The organism is Castellaniella sp., from assembly GCF_034674885.1.
Lineage (GTDB): Bacteria > Pseudomonadota > Gammaproteobacteria > Burkholderiales > Burkholderiaceae_B > Castellaniella.
The window spans coordinates 66,887-85,205 of record NZ_JAUCDS010000010.1 but is presented as its reverse complement, the minus strand read 5'-3'; the positions used below and the strand labels follow the sequence as shown (position 1 = coordinate 85,205).

Here is an 18,319-nt window from a genome sequence, read left to right as displayed (position 1 = left end):
CGGCATCCGGCATGGCGCGCACGGCCCTGCCGCCGGAGATATCCCGAAATGATAGCCCGATTTTGGGGCGCTCGTGATGTGGCGGGCCACTCGGGCAGGAAGGCTGCGCTGCCGGGGCGCGGGGATTCAAGGCGTCCTCGGCAGCCCCAGCTGCGATTCCAGCCAGGCGCCATAGCCCTGCATGTCCACCTGACCCACGACGTTGCCCGCGTTCAGTTCCCAGTGGCTGAGGCGCTGGATGAAGGTCTCGAACATCTGGCGCTGGGCCGCCCCCAGCCGGGGATCGGCGCCCTGCGGCCCCAGGGATTGAGTGCCGGCGTCCTGCAGATCGCGATCACCGCCCAGCAGGCGTTGGGCAGGGTTGCGTTCGTCGTGCAGCCAGGGCCGCGAGACCTGCTGGTCCTCGGCATTCAGGTCCTTCAGGGGCACCAGGGCCGCCAGCGCCTGCCAGCGCATCCAGTTCAGTGTCACGTCCGACAGATCTCCGTCTGCCCGAGGCTTGCCGCGATCATCCAGCAGCAGGCCGCCGCCGATGTCGGCGTGGGCGCCGATGAAGGGGGCTTCCACGGTATTGGCCGGCGCCCCCTCGCGGGCAGATACCAAGGGAAACAGGCTGCGCAGTTCGTGCAGCGCCACGGCGTGCGCCACCCAGTTCCAGGCCCCGGAGACGGACAGGTCAAAGCCTGCGTTGGCCGCCCCCAGCAGGCCGAATTGGGCCACGGTGTCGAACAGGCCCAGAAAGCGCAGATCCACGCACAGTCCGATCGTGCCGCGCAAGGGGTCGTCGTAGGAGAACCAGCCGTCGTGCGTCTGGCGGGCGATGCGGTTGGCGAAATCCCGGGCCAGGGCGGCGCCGCGCGAATATCCCAGGATGTCGATGGGGACCGGAGCCGCAGCCCCCTGTGCCCGCTGCAGGGCGTTCATCAGGGACTGCCACTGATTGCGCAGGATCTGGCCGCTGCCGGCGGCGGTCACGGCATCCCAGTCTACGTACAGATTGTTGCCCGGTCCGGAGTGATAGTAGGCCGGGCCGTCGTCGTAGGCCTGGGCCAGCTTCCAGACGTTGCTTTGGTTCGCTCGTCCGTAGCGGGTGCCATCGAAGGCCAGCAGGATCAGGCCCAGGGGGTCGACATGGCGCATCGGCTGCTGGGCCGCATAACCCAGCGCCTGCAGGCCGGGCACCGGGCCCAGCGGGTCCGGTTCCAGATAGTGTCCGCGTTGCGGCAGGTAGGTGCGAAAGACGTTGTCGTGCCAGCCGGTGAACGGATCCTCGTCCTGGCCGGGGCGGCGCAGCGGCAGGTCCAGGTCGCCGGCCCGGCGGCGGGCCTGCCCCAGGGTGTCATAGTCGGCCAGCCAGCGCACGGCGCGTGTTGCGTCGGTGACCATGACGGGGGCGCCCAGCAGATCCGCGTGGATGAAGAGCAAGCGGGTCTGGCCGTGGACATCGGTGCGCAGCAGCCCCACCGGGACATCCTGCGCGTACAGATAACGCTCGCTGACGCCGAAGCTGGGCGCAGCGGGCCCGGCCGGCGCATCGGACCGGACCCAGCGGGCGACCAGCCGGTTGTCCAGGTAGTAGCGCTCGATGCGCATGCCGCCCGCCTGCTGGCGGATCTGCTGGCCCCGGGCGTTGTAGGTATAACGGACCCGCGCCTGGCCGTTTTCGCGGACTTCAGCCAGGCGCTGCTGCGCCTGGTAGCGCAGGGTACGCTCGCCGATCTGCAGCGGCAACCCGGCGGCGTCGCGGCGGATGGCCGACAGGGGCGGGGCTACGATGTGCGCGGTGCGCCCGGCCAGCGCGCCTTCCTCGGTCCAGGCCAGCCAGTGCCGGCGTCCGGCGCCGGTCGTGCCGCCCGATTCGAGAATGCCGGTCACGCGCTGCCGGGCGTCGTAGGCATAGCGGCGTTGTGTATGGAGACCCTGGGCCAGGACGGTATGCCGCAGGATCAGGCCGTTGGCATCCTGCTGACGCCGTTCCGCCCACAGGATGCGCGCGCCGTCGCTGACCATGAGCCGGTCTGCGCGCCCCTGGCCGTCCGTGCCGCTGTGCAGGTGCAGGCCGTTGCCGTAGCGGTAGCCGGCCAGGCCGGCCACCGTGTCGATCACTGGATGCCGGGACCCGTCGGCGGCTTCCCAGACCAGGCGGCTCAGGCGTCCGTCCGGTGACCAGCTTGTATGCAGGGCGCCGCCTTCCGGCAGGCCGTGGCGCAGCAGGCGGCCCGCCTCGTCGTAGGCAAAGGTTTCCCGGTAGGACAGCGTGCCGCCTGGTTGGGCGCGCCGGATGGATCGAGTACGCAGCCGGCCGTCCTGGCCGGTCTCCAGGTATTCGGTTTCTGCCGGATGGTCCAGGCGCCGCAGATGCCGGCCATGCCAGTCCAGCGTGACCGGCAGCCCGGTCTTGTCGTTGCCTGTGTACTGCAGGTGGCGAGGGCGGCCGGCCGCATCCCGTTGCAGCGCCAGATGGTCGCCGTTGGCGTGACCCAGCGCCTGCAGTCGGCCCTGGGGGTCGTAGCCCAGCCGAGTACGCCCCGTCAAGGTGCTGGTCCAGGCGCTGCGGCGGCCCTGCGCGTCGTACGTCATGACCAGACCGGGCCAGCCGCCATGAGGCTGAGACAGACGACTCAGGCCGCCAACTGGGCTGCGTTCGATCCGCAGTCCGCCGATGCTCGCCAGCCGGCCTCGCGCATCTCGTTGCACCGAGTGGTCAGCGTCCGGGGGATAGTTCAGGTCCAGCCGGCCGGTCGCCTGTTCCGGCGGCCCGGGGATGGCCTGGACGACTCGGCCGTCCGCGTCGTAGATCCAGCTGCGTATTCTTTGTGCGCGTCCCTGGCGGTCCTGCAGCGTGATGCCGGTGATGGCTGCGAGGTGGCCTGCCTGGCGTGGCGGCTCGTAGTGGTAGCGTCGCTGCATGCCGTCCGGGCGCACGACGCTGGTCAAGCGCGGTAGGGTGGGGCGGGGTGCCTCCCCGTTGGCCGCAGCGGTCGGGGCGTCGTATTCATAGGTGAAGGTCCCCAGCGGGGTCTGCAGCGACTGCAGCAACACGTGGTCATCGTGCCGCGCATAACGCGGCGTCAGCAGCTGCCGGCCTGTCCCGATGCGGGCGATCAACCCCTGGAAGGGGCCGTCGGCATGGTAGGCGATCCGGGTGGCCGCTTGCCCCGGTCGGACGGCGGCCAGCAGTCGGCCCTCGGCATTGAACTCCAGCCGCCGGCCGTCGGTATCCGCCCAGACGTGTGTCGCCTGGCGGCTGGTCGTGGGGGTGCTGGCGGCGGGTAGCCAGATGGCCGGAGCATCGCCCGGCGGCGGATGGGGCGGGGAGGCCTCGCTCGACGGCGACTCCGACGCCGCGACCGCCACGATGCGCCCGTCTCCTGGGCGCAGCGGATGGCCCCGAGCGTCGTAGCGCACGACCCGGCCATCGGCCAGCCGCAGCTGCCAGCCGGGCGGGCTGCGAGTCAGCGTCACGTCGTACTCGCTGCCCCAGCCTGCGCCCAGGAATCCGGCCTGTGGCTGGCCGGATCGGTACAGGCGGACAAAGCTCGGATGGCCGCCGGCCAGAGGGGTGGGCAGGTCGACGTCCCTCAGGAATTTCTCGCCGGTGATCCGGTGGATGGGGTTGCTGATGCCAGTGTCCGGGTCCGGCTCCCGGCCTGGCCCCAGTGAGGTCCCGGCGCCGCAGGGCGGCAGTTGACCGGGGTCGGCGGGCGCCGGGCAGGTCAGTGCCGCAGAGGCGCCCGCCGGACCGGTTCCGAGAGCCATCAGGAGTGCCAGCAGGCAGGGGGTCGAAACGGCCCTGCGCGGGCGGATGCGAATGCGGGGAAAGCGGCGTCGGCAGCGGGTTTCTGGCATGGCTCGTCTCCTGTCAATGTCGGATATTTTCCGACTTGGCAGGGTGCCGAACTTGGGTTAGTGTATGTTTATATCCATTGCGGAAAGCCCACTATGCTCATTCTGTTTCAGTCCAAGTCGGCCGCCGAAGTCCTGATGTTCGCCCAGCACGCCAAACCCATCCTGGTGGCCGCAGGTAAAAAATTCGACACGCCAGATATGCCTGAACGAGGGGTCATCACCCGCGACCAGCTGGATGCGGCCATTGCGGGCATCGAATCGCTGGTGGCTGCCGACAGCAGCCACAACGACGATCACCCCAGCGAACACGACGATTCCACCGAACATCCCATCGCCCAGCACGTGGGCATGCGCCGTCGGGCCTGGCCCTTGCTGGCCATGTTGCGTCTGTCTCGCGACAAGGGCGAAGACGTCACCTGGGGCCCCGCGCCCATCTGGTAAGGAAAAACCGCGCCATGCAGGGTCACGTGATCATTGTGTTCGATGCGCATCGCTCGCTGGAACTCAGCGTCGACGCCCCCGTCGATGCGACGCTGGCCCAGGCGGCTCGCAGCTGGTTCGAACAGCGCTGGGAATCCCTGGGCTGCGAACCCTTGCGGGTCAGCGGGAAAGTCCTGCTCCTGGACAAGATCCTGGGGGTGGCGGATGCCCTGGGTTACCGCGCGCTGTCTTCCCAGTCCGATCTGGCCCGGGACTTCGCCACGCACGCCGTTCAGGCATTGGAAAAGCCCCGGGTCACGGTGGATCTTCCGGGGCTGGCCATCGTGTATTGATGGGTGCCGGCTGCGGCGGCCCCCGCCGGATAGGCTGGGGCGCTCGTCAGGTCGGACAGATGGGGGGTATTCCCTGAATCAGGCGGCGGCCGACACGCGGGCCGGCAGTTCCTTTCCGTCGGCGGAATAGCGGTTGACCGCGCTCAGGATGGCCAGGAAAGACGACGTCACGATGTCTTCGTGGATGCCGACGCCATAGCCGTTGGCCTCGTCGCCGATGCGGATTTCCACATAGGACGCAGCGCGGGTGTCCGTGCCCGTGCCGATGGCATGTTCCTGGTAGTCCATGATGCGGGCCTCGATGCCCAAGGCGTCCACAAAGGCCGAAATCGCGCCGTCGCCCTGGCCCGACAGGTGTCGGGTCTGGCCATCGGCCTGGATTTCGACTTCGATCATGAATTGTTTCTGGCCGGTGGTCTTGGGGCTGCCGGTGATGCGATGGCGCACCAGTTGCCAGGGGGTGTCGCGGTCCAGGTATTCGCTGGAAAAGATGTCGTAGACGTCCTGAGGGGTGACTTCGCGGCCGGTCTCGTCGGTGACGCGCTGGATGGCGCGGCTGAACTCGATCTGCAGGCGGCGCGGCAGGACCAGGCCGTGTTCATGTTCCAGCAGGTAGGCGACGCCGCCCTTGCCGGACTGGCTGTTGACGCGGATGACCGCATCGTAGCTGCGGCCCAGGTCGGCCGGGTCGATGGGCAGGTAAGGCACTTCCCAGACCGCGTCGGCCTGCTGGACGGCGAAGCCCTTTTTGATGGCATCCTGGTGCGAGCCGGAAAAGGCCGTGAACACCAGGTCGCCCACATAGGGGTGGCGCGGGTGGACGGGCAACTGGTTGCAGTCTTCCACGCAGCGGCGCACTTCGTCGATGTCGGAAAAATCCAGGCCGGGATGAACGCCCTGGGTGTACAGATTCAGGGCCAACGTGACCAGGTCGACGTTGCCGGTGCGTTCGCCATTGCCAAACAGACAGCCTTCGATGCGGTCGGCGCCGGCCATCACGGCAAATTCGGCGGCGGCCACGGCCGTGCCTCGGTCGTTATGCGGGTGCACGCTGAGCACGATCTTGTCGCGCTGGGCCAGATTGCGGTGCATCCATTCGATCTGGTCGGCGTACAGGTTGGGCGTGGTGGCCTCGATGGTGGCCGGCAGGTTCAGGATGATCTTGTCCTGTACTGTGGGCTGCCAGGTTTCGACCACGGCATTGCAGACGTCCAGGGCGAATTCCGGTTCGGTGGTGCTGAAGACTTCCGGGGAATATTCGTAGCGCCAGTGGGTTTGCGGATGCTTGGCGACTTCGGCCTTGACGATCTTGGTGCCTTCGACGGCCACGGTGCGGACTTCGTCGCGGCTCATTTGAAAGACGATCTTGCGAAAGGCCGGCGCGCAGGCGTTGTACATGTGCACGATGGCGTGTTTCGCCCCGGCCAGCGCCTGCACGGTACGCGGGATCAGATCGCCGCGCGCCTGGGTCAGGCCGATGATGGTGACGTCGTCGGGGATGCGATTCTCGTCGACCAGTTTGCGCACGAAGTCGTAATCGGTCTGGGATGCGGAGGGGAAGCCGACCTCGATTTCCTTGAAGCCGATCTTCACCAGCTGGTCGAAGAACCGCAGCTTGCGGTCTACGCTCATGGGTTCGATCAGGGCCTGGTTGCCATCGCGCAGATCGGTGCTCATCCAGATCGGCGGGGTGGTGGTGCGGCGGCTGGGCCAGGTGCGTTCAGCGTAATCGCGCGTGAACGGGGCGAACGGAATGTATTTGGAGGCGGGGTTCTGGATCATGGCAATACCTGTCTGGGTAGAGGGTCCGGATCACGGACGAACAACAATCGCGGGGTCGCGAAGAAGTGGCTTGGGATAGGCTGCCGAACTGCCACGCGGCGCTAGGCCCGGCAACCGATCGCTAGCAGTAGACCCAGTAGGACAGGAGAGAACCGCGCCCGAACAGGAGCGGGAGCGCGCACGACATCGCCGGCAGGAGCCTGCCGGGAATCATGGAAAGATGCGCGCGTGATGTTCATAGCCTAAAGTCAAACATATTTTCCGGGTTCGCGCAAGTGCCAGAAGGCGCGGAATCGGGGGATCAACCCCGCTGGCGGGCGTTTTCCAGCACGGCCAGCTGGCGAGCAGCCTGCTGCAGGCGCCCGGATCGACCGGCCGACAGTTCCTGGTGGGCCAGTTGCAGGTCGCCCACGCGCAATGGCTCGTCGTGCGGTTGCCAGGCCCAGAGCAGCACATCCAGCGCCGGGGCGGACAACTGGTCCGCCAGCAACTGGAAGGAATGCTCGTCCACCAGTTTCATGCGCGCCCGCGCCAGGATCGACCGCACGGCCTGGTACACCAGCCAGGCCACGATGATGGTGCACAGAATGACCAGCGCCCCCCAGAAATACGGGTTGTAGCGCTGCAGCAGGGCCGTGGCCTGCGCCCCGATGACGTGGTTTCCGGCATAATCGATGCCATTGCCAAACGCCAGCAGGCGATTCAGCAGGTCATACCAGACCAGCGCCACCAGCACGATCAGCGTGGCCGACACGATTTTGGCCGTGGCCGTCAGTTTCAGCAGAATCCTGCGCAACAATGCGGAATCCTGTCGGCTGGGGGTTTGGAATGAGTCCTGATTCATGGCCATCAATGAGTTGAGTATGCGTTCGCAAGCTTCCCTGGAACTGGGTCAGCACCAGCAATTGGCGCTGACTCCGCAATTGCGCCAGGCCCTGAGGCTGCTGCAATGCTCGACCCTGGAACTGGAACAGGAAATCGCCCAGGCGGTGGCGGACAACCCCGTGCTGGAACTGGATGAACCCGCAACGGATGCGGTTTCGGCCCAGGCCGAGATGCTGGAACGCCACTGGGCGCAGCCTGCCAGGCAGGCTGTCACGGATGATATCCCGGAATCGCCGGCCTCGCAGAGCCTGACGGATCATTTATTGCAACAATTGCGCACGACCCGAGCCAGTCTCAGGGACCAGGCGCTGGGCGTCGTGTTGATCGGCGAACTGGACGAGCACGGCTATCTGGATTTCGACCCTGTATCGCATTCGACGGCGCTGCCGCCGGATTGGGACGTCCAGGAAGAAGAATGGCGGGCGGCGCGGCGCTTGCTGCAGTCTTTCGACCCGGCCGGGGTTGGAGCCCGCGATCTGCCCGAGTGTCTGCGCCTGCAACTGCGGTCGCGCGCGGCGCAATGGCCGCCGGACGTGCTGGACTGCGCCCTGCGCCTGACCCGATTCCTGGAAGACTTGGGCGCGGGGCGCTGGGGGCGTTTGTGTGCCGCCCTGGGCTGCAGCCGCGCGCTGCTGGACGCGGCCCACCAGGCCTTGCTGCAGCTGGACCCCCGGCCCCTCAGCGCCTGGCAGGAGGACACCACCTGCTATGTCGTGCCCGACGTCCTGTTTCATCGATCCGGCACCCGGTGGGCCGTCAGCCTGAATCCCGCCCTGGAGCCGCGACTGCGCGTAGATGCCGGCCTGGCAGCTCAGCTGGAGCGCGAGGGCGCGCCGGTGCTGCGTGAACAGGTGCGCGTCGCACGGCAATTGGTCCAGAGCCTGGGCCAGCGCCGCCAGACCATTTTGCGGGTGGCCGAATTCATTGCGGTCCACCAGCGCGCGTTCCTGGAACAGGGGGCATCCGCTCTGCGCCCGCTGGTGCTGCGCGAGGTCGCCCAGGCGCTGGAACTGCACGAATCCACGATTTCCCGCGCCACCCGGCTGAAATACGCCCAGACCCCCTGGGGGGTGGTCGAGCTGAAGCATTTTTTCGGCACGGGCGTGCAGACTGCATCAGGCGAAGACGCCTCCGCGAGGGCCATCCAGGCCGTCATGCGCGTGTTGCTGGATGCCGAGTCTCCCGGCAAGCCTCTATCGGACATGCGGCTGTCCCAGTTGCTGGCGGACCAGGGCTTGGTGATCGCCCGTCGCACAGTGGCCAAATACCGCGAAGCCCTGGGCGTGCCGGTCGCCAGCTTGAGAAAAGCGCAGGGGAAGTGACTGCGGCGCGCGGATGCGCAGAAAATGCTTGCCACGGTTAAAAAGAAAGATGATAATGATTCGCATGTATATTTGTGTATGCAACGCGATCAGCGAACGTCAGGTCCAGGAAGTCATCGCCCAGGGGGCGACGAGCCTCGGCGACCTGCAGGCCGAACTGGGCATCGCCACCTGCTGCGGCCAGTGCGCCGACACCGCAACCGACTACCTGCCTGGGGGGCGTTATGCCACCGAACTGGCAGTAGCCCCTGCGGTGGCGCCTGATCGTGTGGTGCAGGCGCCGCTGCTGACCAGCACCGAGATCCGGCGCGTCGCCTGATCTTGATCTTTTGCCGCCGGGCCGCCCCAAGGCAAAAGCGCCCCCTCGGGGGGCAGCAAGCCGAAGGCGCAGCGTGGGGGCATCTTTTTCCGCCGGGCCGCCCCAAGGCAAAAGCGCCCCCCGCCAAGGCTGTGCGTGTTAGCCTAATGGTCCGCCCGCACGCGCGGGCTGTCTCTCGGGAGCAGGCCATGAAGGGCGACAAGACTGTCATCAAATACCTGAATCAGCAGCTGAAAAACGAACTTTCAGCCATCAACCAGTATTTTCTGCATGCCCGCATGATGCGCCATTGGGGTTACGAGAAACTGGGTCAGCACGAATACGACGAATCCATCGGCGAGATGAAGCACGCGGACATGCTCATCCAGCGCATCTTCATGCTGGACGGCCTGCCCAATCTGCAGGATCTGCATAAATTGCTGATCGGTGAATCCGTTCCGGAAATCCTGGCGTGTGACCTGAAGCTGGAATCCGCCGCCCAGGCTACCGTGAAAGAAGCCATGCAGTACTGCGAATCGGCCCAGGACTACACGTCTCGTGATCTGTTCCAGACCATCCTGAACGACACGGAAGAACACATCGATTGGCTGGAAACCCAGCTGGGCCTGATCGACCAGGTCGGCCTGCAGAACTACCTGCAATCGCAGGTCTGATTCGTCTGCTTGCGCTTCAGGGCTTGGCGGGGCAGTCCTTGGCCTTGCCCCAGGCCTGGTGGGCCTCGCAGTATTTGTTGCGGGCGGCCCAGGCGCAGGACGGCCGCGAGAAGAATCCCAGGGATTCGCAGGTCTTCAGTTCTGCCTGAAAGGCCGCCTGCCAGTTGCTGCCACCGGCCGCCAGGGCATCCGAGGTGTCGGGCGGTGGCGGAGGCGGCGGGACGTCGATGGGCTGCACCGGCTGGTTCGTGATCAGGGTGCCGATGTTGGCGATGCCCTGCAGGCCGGTATCGTCCTGTTGGTTCTGAGCTGCCAGGGCGATGGCTTCGTCCATGCTGATGGTCGTCGTGGCCAGGGCAATCGGGCGATGTTCGTCCATCAGGGGCGTGGCCTGGATTTTCCAGTCGACTGGTGGCTGCAGGCTGGGCACGCCTTGCCGGCCATCGGCCAGGGGTTGGGGCGCGGAGGCGACAAAGGGTTTGCCGTTGGCGTCCAGCACCGGGGTATTGGTGAGTTCGGCTGGCGGTTCGGTCGTCTGGACCTGGGCCGGGCTGTGAACGATCAGCCAGTCGCCCAGCCGCAGGCCACCCCAGGCAGAAGCCCCGGCGGCAAGCAGCAGGATGGCAAAAATCAGACGCCAGGACATGGGCGGATTCCTTCGTCGGTCAATGCGGTCAACCGTGCCATTGTATCGAATGCCGCCCGCTCGCCACGCTGGATGCGTCAGCGCTTGTGACAGAATGCGATGCGGGGTCAGACACCGGCGCCAAAGACCCGTCCTGCGTGTTCGCGCATTGCGTGGAACTCGACCTCGGGGTAGCGTTCCTGGGCCACCCGCAGTTGCGCGGGCGAGGTCGCCAGGAATGCCACGGCATCGACCACGTCATGGGCGATGTTGGCAGCGTTGGAGTCCATGAATTTCTTCAGGGCCTTGGCGTCCGTGCTCGTGATCCAGCGCGCCAGGCTGTAGCGCGAGGGCATCAGGCGAGCGTCGACGCCATATTCGGTCTTCAGGCGATGGGCGACGACCTCGAACTGCAGCTGACCCACGGCTCCCAGCAGCAAGGCGCCGCCGGTGGCTTCGGGGCGGAACACCTGGATGGCGCCTTCTTCCCCCAGCTGAGTCAGGCCGGTGCGCAGCTGTTTGGTGCGTAGCGGGTCCTTGACCTCGACGGCCTGGAAGAGCTCTGGTGCGAAGAACGGCAGGCCGGTGAAGGTCAGCGATTCGCCTTCGGTCAGCACGTCGCCCAGCTGCAGGATGCCGTGATTGGGGATCCCGATGATGTCGCCGGCAAAGGCTTCTTCCACGATTTCGCGTCTCTGCGACAGGAAGGACACCACGTTGTTGGGGCGGATTTCCTTGCCGTTGCGGGCGACCTTCAGGCGCATGCCACGCTGGAAATGCCCCGAGCTGACGCGCACGAAGGCCACGCGGTCGCGGTGCGCAGGGTCCATGTTGGCCTGCACCTTGAAGACCACGCCGGTGAACTTGGGCTCGTCGGGTTCAACCGGGCGTTCCAGGGCCGCTCGGGCGCCCGGCGCCGGGGCCAGTTCGACCAGGGCGTCCAGCACCTCGCGCACGCCGAAGTTGTTGATGGCCGAGCCGAAGAACACCGGCGTCTGGCGGCCGGCCAGGAAGGCGTCCCGATTGAATTCGGGCACGGCGCCGGAAATCAGTTCGATCTCTTCGCGCGACTTGTCATAGGCGTCGTCGAAGCGCTGTTTCAGGACCGGGTTGTCCAGGCCATCGATGGTCTCGTCGTCGTGCTGGTCGCGTTCGGCGCCGGGGCGGAACACGCGCATGTGGTCGTGGCGGATGTCGAAGACGCCGCCGAAGTGCCGCCCCATGCCCACGGGCCAGGAAAACGGGATGGCGTCCATGCCCAGGTGGCCTTCGATCTCCGACAGCAGTTCCAGCGGTTCGCGCACTTCGCGGTCCAGCTTGTTGATGAAGGTGATGATGGGGGTATTGCGGGCGCGGCACACCTGCAGCAGGCGGATGGTCTGGGGCTCGACCCCGTTGCCCGCGTCGATCACCATCAGGGCGGCGTCCACGGCGGTCAGCACCCGGTAGGTGTCTTCGGAGAAGTCCTGGTGGCCCGGGGTGTCCAGCAGATTGATGACGCAGTCGCGGTATTCCATCTGCATGACAGAGGAGGCTACCGAGATGCCGCGCTGCTTTTCGATTTCCATCCAGTCGGAGGCGGCGTGGCGGCTGGCCTTGCGGGCCTTGACGCTGCCGGCGATCTGGATGGCGCCTGCAAACAGCAACAGCTTTTCCGTCAGAGTGGTCTTGCCGGCGTCCGGGTGGGAAATGATGGCGAAGGTGCGACGGCGGGCGACTTCAGCGGTCAAGCTCATTTAGTCTGCCTTATGCAGCAATGCGGCGGGCCGACCGCCTTGTGGACGGGAATCCCGGCGCGGGGTGGCGGTAGCGCCGCCGCTGCGGTTGGGGCGGTTGCCGGCAGTGCGGCCATCGCTGCGGCGGCTGTCGTTGCGGCGGGCGTCCTGGCCCTGGCGCGGTTCCGAGGACGGACGGCGTTGCCCGTCGCGGTTGCCTGATCGACCGGCGCCTCCATCGCGGCGTCCGCCGGGGCGGACGTCACCCTGCAGGCGGGCCAGGGCGCGCTTTTCGCGGGCATCCGGTGCGGAATCCACCGTCACCATGGCGCCGGGGTTCCAGCCATCCACCGTGATCGGCTCGATGGTCTGCTTGGTCAGGCGTTCAATGGCCCGCAGCAGCTTGATCTCGGAAGAGTCCACCAGCGAGAGGGCCGATCCGGTGCTGCCCGCGCGACCGGTGCGGCCGATGCGGTGCACGTAGTCTTCGGGCACGTTGGGCAATTCGAAGTTCACGACCTGGGGCAGTTGGTCGATGTCCAGGCCCCGGGCGGCGATGTCGGTGGCGACCAGCACGGCGACCTTGCCGTCCTTGAAGCCCGACAGCGCCTTGGTGCGGGCCGCCTGGCTCTTGTTGCCGTGGATGGCGGCGGCGGTCAGGCCGTCCTTGAGCAGTTTTTCGGCCAGGCGGTTGGCGCCGTGCTTGGTGCGGGTGAAGACCAGCACCTGATGCCAGCCGCTTTCGCGGATGATGTGGCTGAGCAGATCGCGCTTGTGGGACTGTTCGGTCATGACCACGCGCTGGCTGACCAGTTCGGACGTGGTGTTGCGCCGAGCGACGGAGACCTCGCCGGGGTTGCGCAGGATGCCTTGAGCCAGGCTGCGGATCTCGTCCGAGAACGTGGCGGAGAACAGCAGGTTCTGGCGCTTGGCCGGCAGCAGTTTCAGCACGCGGCGGATGTCGTGGATGAAGCCCATGTCCAGCATGCGGTCGGCTTCGTCCAGCACCAGGATTTCCACGCCCGACAGGTCCAGCGTCTTTTGTTGCGCGTGGTCCAGCAGACGGCCCGGCGTGGCCACCAGGATGTCCAGCGGCTTCTTCAGGGCGGTGATCTGCGGGTTGATGTTGACCCCGCCGAACATCACCATGGACCGGATCTGCGTGTGCTGGCTGTACAGGCGCACGGATTCTTCCACCTGGGCGGTCAGTTCCCGGGTAGGGGTCAGCACCAGCACGCGCGGGCGGCCGGGTTTGCGGCCGGCGGCGGGGTTCTGGATCAGGTAGTGCAGGATGGGCAGCGTGAAGCCGGCCGTCTTGCCGGTGCCGGTCTGGGCGGCTGCCAGCAGGTCGCCGCCTTCCATGACACGCGGGATGGCTTGTGCCTGGATGGGGGTGGGATGGGTATAGCCTGCGTCATGAACGGCACGCAGCAGGGGTTCTGCCAGGCCTAGCGAGGCAAAAGTGATTGATGTGTCCAACAGTGTGACTCCAGCGACCGCCTATCGCTCGAGTCGAGAGATACCAATCGAGGCTGACGAATGAAAAAATCTGGAAAGGTGCCGCCGGCCGTGCCTGGGAACCTGTTGAACGGCGCGCCCTGCGGGCGGGTTCGGGTTCTGGAGTGATGGCCGGGGAAGGCCGCGCAGTGACTGGTAAGCTGCGCGAAAGGCTGAATTATAGCGTGCTGCGGGCCGCGTGCGTGGGACTGTCGCGGATGCGGCGGAATTTCTACAATACGGCTTTCCATTGTCTGCTTCGCGAGGTCCGCATGATCCGACGTTACCTGAATCTGGCTGCAGCTGCGGCCCTGACGCTGCTGCTGTCGGGCTGCGGCTACAACGAGATCCAGCGCCAGGATGAACAGGTCAAGGCCGCCTGGTCCCAGGTCCTGAATCAGTACGAACGCCGCGCCGATCTGGTGCCGAAACTGGTGTCTTCGGTCAATGCCTACATGGTCAATGAACGTACGGTGCTGCAGCAGGTCACAGAGGCCCGCGCCCGGGTCGGACAGATCCGCATCAGCGCCGACGATCTGACGGACCCGGCCCTGGTGGCCCGGTTCGAACAGGCCCAGAGCGCGCTTGGCTCCAGCCTGTCGCGCCTGCTGGCCGTGTCCGAAAACTATCCGCAGTTAAAGAGCGACGGCTTGTTCCGCGACCTGATGACGCAGCTGGAAGGCACGGAAAATCGCATCACGGTGGCGCGCGAACGCTATGTGGGGGCGGTGCAGACCTACAACCTGACGATTCGCGAATTCCCGACCCTGATCACGGCTCGTGTGTTCGGCTATCAGCCCAAGGCGCAGTACGGGCTGGACAAGGCGGATGCCGTGATGCGGGATCCGGAGGTCAAGTTCGATCTGCCGGCGCCAGCCGGGGCCAAGTGATGGCGGGTTTCACATTCCGTGCGCAGGGTCGGCGGCTGCGGTTGCCGGAGAGCATTCCCGGGCGCAGCGGATTGCTTGCGCTGCTGCTGGGCCTTCTGCTGATCCTGGGCATCCGCCCAGGGCTGGCGCAGACCGCTACCGCGCCTGCGGCGCCGGCTGCCGTGGCGGTGCCGGCCTGGACGGCGCCCGTCATGGATCTCAGCCGCACCCTGGACGCTGGCCAGGTCCAGGCATTGACGCAGCAGGTGCAGGCGCTGGAAGCCGCGCAGGGGTCGCAGCTGTTCGTGCTGCTGGTCCCCTCCACCGGGTCCGATACCATCGAGCAATATGCGCGTCGGGTGTTCGATCAGTGGGCCGTGGGGCGCAAGGGCGTGGATGACGGCATCCTGCTGCTGGCCGCCATGCAGGACCGGCGCGTGCGCATCGAGGTCGGCTATGGCCTGGAAGGCGCCGTGACCGATGCGGCGGCCGGGCGCATCATCCGCGAGCAGATCACCCCGCGTTTCGCGCAAGGCGATGTATCCGGCGGGCTGCAGGCGGGCGTGGCGTCCCTGCAGGCGCTGATGCGCGGCGAGACGCTGCCGCCGCCAGCGGCCACAGGGTCGGGCGAAGAGGACGACGAACCCTATGCCATGGCGCTGCCGTTGGCTTTCATGGCGCTGGTGATGCCGGTCTGGCTTGGGGCGGTGCTGGTGGGCGGTTTCGTGTTCGTGGTGACCGGCAGCTGGACCTGGGCGCTGCTGGGGGCGCTGGGCGGCCTGTTGCTGTCTGTGCTGGGGCGCGCCCTGGGGGTGGCAAAACGTCTGGGGCGGGGCCGCTCGGGCAGGGGCGGCGGCGATGGCGGCTTTGGCGGCGGTTTCGGCGGCGGCGGTTTCGGCGGCGGTTTCGGCGGCGGGTCTGGCGGTGGTGGCGGCGGCGGTGGCGGCCGGGGCGGCGGTGGCGGCGCCTCTGGCAGCTGGTGAATCAATCCGGCCGCGCCAGTGTGCTGTTCGGCTGACCCGTCCAGATCAGGTACGAGCACTGGTCGAACAGCACACTGATAGCGCGTTAGAGCGCCAGAAACAGGGCGTGGGCCATCTGGCCGATCAATAGATCACGGTGCGGGTCCGGGCCGGGCGCCTCGCCGATCGTGGACCAGGACGGGTGCGTGCGGGCTTCGTCCAGAATCGCCTGCACGTCGGGCGGCAGGCGGTGCAAGGTGGCGGCTTCCGGTGCTGCTTCCTGGGGGGTGTCCGGATCGGTGACGGCTTCGTCAGCAGGCGCAATGTCCGCCGCCGTGATCTGTGCCATCAGGTCCTGCTCGATGGGCCGCATTGCCGCGTGCCCCCGACATTCCAGAGCCCGCACCAGGGCCAGCTGGCGCAGCCCCAGCAGGTGCAGTACCGGGTCGTCCACGGTCATTTCCACATTGCCCGCAAGGCGGCCCATCAGGCGTTTTCCCCATTGATTGGCGCCCTGCCAGACCCCGCCGATGGCTGCGCCCAGCAGCGTTGCGGCGCCCAGGCTCAGCCCGCCGGTCAGCATGTCCAGCGTGGCACCGGCCATCGCGCCGGTGGCCAGGCCCTTGCTGACCTGGATACCGAAGCTGCGCAAGGCCTGAGGACTGAAAAGATCCATCCCCCAGCGTTCGCCTTCCAGGGGCAGTGCGTGGTGGGGAAAGGTGGCCTTGCTGAAGCGATAGCGTTTCAGCAAGGCATGCACGCAGTCCTGCTCGCGGTCGCGGGTGCGTTTGCGCATCACCATCGTGACGGTCGCCATGTCGGTCGGGTCCTGGGCACTGGGCAGGCGCAGCGCGGCGGCATCCATCAGCAGCTCGGCGATCAGCCGGGTGGCGTCCTGCAGACGTTTGAGACGCTGCTCGCCCAGATCCGTGCGCAGCGCCATCAGGGCCGGGGCGTGCTGGTCCAGCATCAGGGCCAGGCGGTCGAGCATCTGGCTTTCGCCGTCCAGCGCCGGGGCGACCGTATCGAAATCGACCGTGGCGTGCAGCCCCAGCCGCGCCAGAGCGTCGCGCCAGGCGGCGATGTTGGCCAGGGGGCTGCGGGTGAAGTTCAGGACGGGCAGGATGGGGTGGCCGCAGGCGGCCAGCAGCGTCAGTTCGTCGCGGTGCTTGGGCAGCACGGGGTCGCGGGCGTCGATCACGTACAGGGCGGCGTCGGCGGTCAGTACCGTGGTCAGGACCCGGCATTCCTGCTCGAACCGGCCTGCGGCTTCAGGGCTGTCCAGCAGGCGCTGAATGCGCTCCGGCCCGTCCGGCCGTTCCTGCGAGGCGATCAGCTGGTCCAGGTAGTCCAGCACGCCCATGGCGTCTTCCAGGCCCGGGGTGTCGCGCAGGATCAGCATGGGCTTGCCGTCGGTGGACAGCAGCTGTGCGCTTTCGACGTGCCGGGTGGTGCCGGGCTGGTCGGCGACTTCGCCGAACAGTTCGTCGCGCAGCAGGGTGCGCAGCAACGATGTCTTGCCCGTGTTGGTGTGGCCGACCACGGCCAGGTCTAGGGGAGGGATGACGTCAGTCATGGGAGACGGGTCCGATGTGTTCGAGCCAGGCAGTCAGGTCCGGAACCTGGCGCAGTTGTTGGCGGACCAGGGCGTTTTGCCAGGCCTGCCGGCGTTCCGTCGGGCCGCCCAGGCACAGGATGCGCAGGTCGGGACCGGTGTGATTCAGTTCGTCCAGCCACGTGATGGTGCCTCTGTCCGGCGTCAATCGCGCGTCGCAGACCAGCAGCAGGTGGGCGGCATCCAGTTGTGCGCGGATGCGCTGCCGGTCTTCGCGGCTGTCGCAGCGCCCCAGGTCCTGCACGGTGTCGGGCAGACCATCGGGCGGCCAGATCAGGTCCGACCCCAGTTCGTAGGCCAGCACGGCGGCATGCCGCGTGGCAGCCCGAAGGGCCGGGGCGCCGGATTGGACGGGGCCGGCTTCGGGGGCCGGACGGTCGATGCCCAGGGTCTGGTGCGTGGGCAGCAGGCGTTCGCGCAGTTCCAGCCAGCCGGGCAGATCCGGATCGATGGACAGGTGGCGCAGGCGCTGGCGCAGCCATGCGCCGCAGATCACCAGGGCCAGCAGCCGGGGCAGCAGGCCCCAGGTAACCAGGCAGCCGATCAGCCACAGGGACCAGTCGGCCTGGATGGCCGCCGATGCGCCCTGGGCGCTGCCCATGCTGGATGCCACAGCCAGCGGATCCGGCGTGGGAAAGCCCAGCCATTGCGGCAGGCTGCCCAGCCATTGACTGAAGGTCACGAAGGCCTGTGGCGATAGCAGTGTCGTTTCCCAATGAAAGGAGTAGCTGCGGGTGCTGAGCAGCACGACCAGAGTGGGGATGGCGCCCAGGTAGGCGATGGTCCAGGCGCCGTGGCTGAGCAGGCCGACGGCGGGTTTCCAGGCGCGTTCGCGAGTCAGCAGCGACAGGAATGCCTGGGCTGCCAGAGCAGCGTCGGGGCCGCGCGCGATCTTGCGGGTCAGCCACAGCCATAGCCGCGACAGGGCGGTGGCAGGCTGCAATCCCGGCAGACAGCCGATCAGCCAGATCAGCAGGGTCAGGGCATGCAGGCCCAGCAGCCCCAGCAGGGCCGTGGCCAGGTTGACGGAGCCCTGGCCGGGATTCAGGGCGGCACCGGCTGCGCCGATGCCTGCCAGACCGGCGATCAGCCATAAGGCAAGCAGGGCCCAGCGGGCGCCGTGACGCCATCGGTCCAGGCAGTCCTGCAGCGGGCTGTGGCCAGCCAGCCAGGCGGCACGCGCCAGGATGCGCGGCCCCAATTGGGCTGGCGCGCGCAGCGCCGCCTGGCTGGCGGCCTGGTCTTCGAGAGGCCCCCAGTGCGCTTCGCGCAGGCGCACGGCTTCTGCTCGCCAGTGCTGTTGCAGCGGCGTGTCGGAGCGGGCGTCGGGTGGCGCGTTCCTCATGGGATGGAAGGCTCGGTGAAAAGTCGATGATACCGAGTTTTACAAAATCGGGCAGTCCCGAGGATGAGGCCGGACACAGTGCAGTCCCTGCGGACTGCGCTGTGCCTG

Annotated in this window: 15 protein-coding genes; 7 read left to right on the top strand and 8 right to left on the bottom strand. The window is 67.1% G+C overall.

The features are described from left to right. Positions 1-126: 126 nt before the first annotated feature. On the bottom strand, positions 127-3,849 hold the full coding sequence (locus VDP74_RS07915; protein ID WP_322999087.1) for a phospholipase effector Tle1 domain-containing protein: 3,723 nt from the start codon (positions 3,847-3,849) through the stop codon (positions 127-129). A 93-nt stretch (positions 3,850-3,942) separates the two neighbouring features. On the opposite strand from VDP74_RS07915, the gene VDP74_RS07910 reads away from it, so the two are divergent. Together VDP74_RS07910 and VDP74_RS07905 are read left to right on the top strand one after the other, a co-directional pair. After that, positions 3,943-4,290, top strand: a complete 348-nt coding sequence (locus tag VDP74_RS07910; protein WP_322999086.1) for a DUF1840 domain-containing protein — start codon at positions 3,943-3,945, stop codon at positions 4,288-4,290. A gap of 14 nt (positions 4,291-4,304) precedes the next feature. Continuing rightward, complete coding sequence (locus VDP74_RS07905; protein WP_322999085.1) at positions 4,305-4,622, top strand: hypothetical protein; 318 nt, start codon at positions 4,305-4,307, stop codon at positions 4,620-4,622. Between the two features lie 78 nt (positions 4,623-4,700). On the opposite strand, the gene leuA is transcribed toward VDP74_RS07905, so the two are convergent. Both leuA and VDP74_RS07895 read right to left on the bottom strand, forming a co-directional pair. Then, positions 4,701-6,404 (bottom strand): 2-isopropylmalate synthase, encoded by a 1,704-nt coding sequence (gene leuA, locus VDP74_RS07900; RefSeq protein ID WP_322999084.1) that lies wholly within the window; start codon positions 6,402-6,404, stop codon positions 4,701-4,703. Between the two features lie 301 nt (positions 6,405-6,705). After that, positions 6,706-7,203 (bottom strand): hypothetical protein, encoded by a 498-nt coding sequence (locus VDP74_RS07895; RefSeq protein WP_322999083.1) that lies wholly within the window; start codon positions 7,201-7,203, stop codon positions 6,706-6,708. Positions 7,204-7,267: 64 nt separating this feature from the next. Here VDP74_RS07895 and rpoN point away from each other — a divergent pair, with 64 nt between their 5' ends. From rpoN to bfr, 3 genes are all read left to right on the top strand, one after another. After that, on the top strand, positions 7,268-8,611 hold the full coding sequence (gene rpoN, locus VDP74_RS07890) for an RNA polymerase factor sigma-54 (RefSeq protein WP_322999082.1): 1,344 nt from the start codon (positions 7,268-7,270) through the stop codon (positions 8,609-8,611). 64 nt (positions 8,612-8,675) lie between these two features. Continuing rightward, a complete protein-coding gene (locus VDP74_RS07885; RefSeq protein WP_322999081.1) occupies positions 8,676-8,930 on the top strand; it encodes a (2Fe-2S)-binding protein in 255 nt (84 codons plus the stop codon). Between the two features lie 188 nt (positions 8,931-9,118). Further along, the gene (bfr, locus tag VDP74_RS07880; RefSeq protein ID WP_322999080.1) at positions 9,119-9,583 is read left to right on the top strand and encodes a bacterioferritin; all 465 of its coding nucleotides are present in this window, start codon (positions 9,119-9,121) and stop codon (positions 9,581-9,583) included. Between the two features lie 16 nt (positions 9,584-9,599). Here the strand turns inward: bfr and VDP74_RS07875 are convergent, their stop codons facing one another. The 3 genes from VDP74_RS07875 to VDP74_RS07865 form a co-directional block, all read right to left on the bottom strand. Continuing rightward, complete coding sequence (locus VDP74_RS07875; protein WP_322999079.1) at positions 9,600-10,229, bottom strand: hypothetical protein; 630 nt, start codon at positions 10,227-10,229, stop codon at positions 9,600-9,602. A gap of 107 nt (positions 10,230-10,336) precedes the next feature. After that, positions 10,337-11,944 carry a peptide chain release factor 3 gene (locus tag VDP74_RS07870; RefSeq protein ID WP_322999078.1) on the bottom strand — a complete coding sequence of 536 codons (1,608 nt, stop codon included), beginning with the start codon at positions 11,942-11,944 and terminating at the stop codon, positions 10,337-10,339. Beyond that, positions 11,945-13,402 (bottom strand): DEAD/DEAH box helicase, encoded by a 1,458-nt coding sequence (locus VDP74_RS07865; RefSeq protein ID WP_322999077.1) that lies wholly within the window; start codon positions 13,400-13,402, stop codon positions 11,945-11,947. Between the two features lie 290 nt (positions 13,403-13,692). Here VDP74_RS07865 and VDP74_RS07860 point away from each other — a divergent pair, with 290 nt between their 5' ends. Together VDP74_RS07860 and VDP74_RS07855 are read left to right on the top strand one after the other, a co-directional pair. Then, entirely contained in the window at positions 13,693-14,310 is a 618-nt protein-coding gene (locus VDP74_RS07860; protein WP_322999076.1) for a LemA family protein, read from the top strand. After that, a complete protein-coding gene (locus tag VDP74_RS07855) occupies positions 14,310-15,272 on the top strand; it encodes a TPM domain-containing protein (protein ID WP_322999075.1) in 963 nt (320 codons plus the stop codon). The genes VDP74_RS07860 and VDP74_RS07855 overlap by 1 nt, the downstream gene beginning before the upstream one ends. Positions 15,273-15,357: 85 nt before the next feature. On the opposite strand, the gene VDP74_RS07850 is transcribed toward VDP74_RS07855, so the two are convergent. Together VDP74_RS07850 and VDP74_RS07845 are read right to left on the bottom strand one after the other, a co-directional pair. After that, the gene (locus VDP74_RS07850) at positions 15,358-16,827 is read right to left on the bottom strand and encodes a GTPase/DUF3482 domain-containing protein (RefSeq protein ID WP_322999074.1); all 1,470 of its coding nucleotides are present in this window, start codon (positions 16,825-16,827) and stop codon (positions 15,358-15,360) included. Next, positions 16,820-18,211, bottom strand: a complete 1,392-nt coding sequence (locus VDP74_RS07845) for a DUF2868 domain-containing protein (protein WP_322999073.1) — start codon at positions 18,209-18,211, stop codon at positions 16,820-16,822. The genes VDP74_RS07850 and VDP74_RS07845 overlap by 8 nt, the downstream gene beginning before the upstream one ends. Between the last annotated feature and the right edge of the window lie 108 nt (positions 18,212-18,319).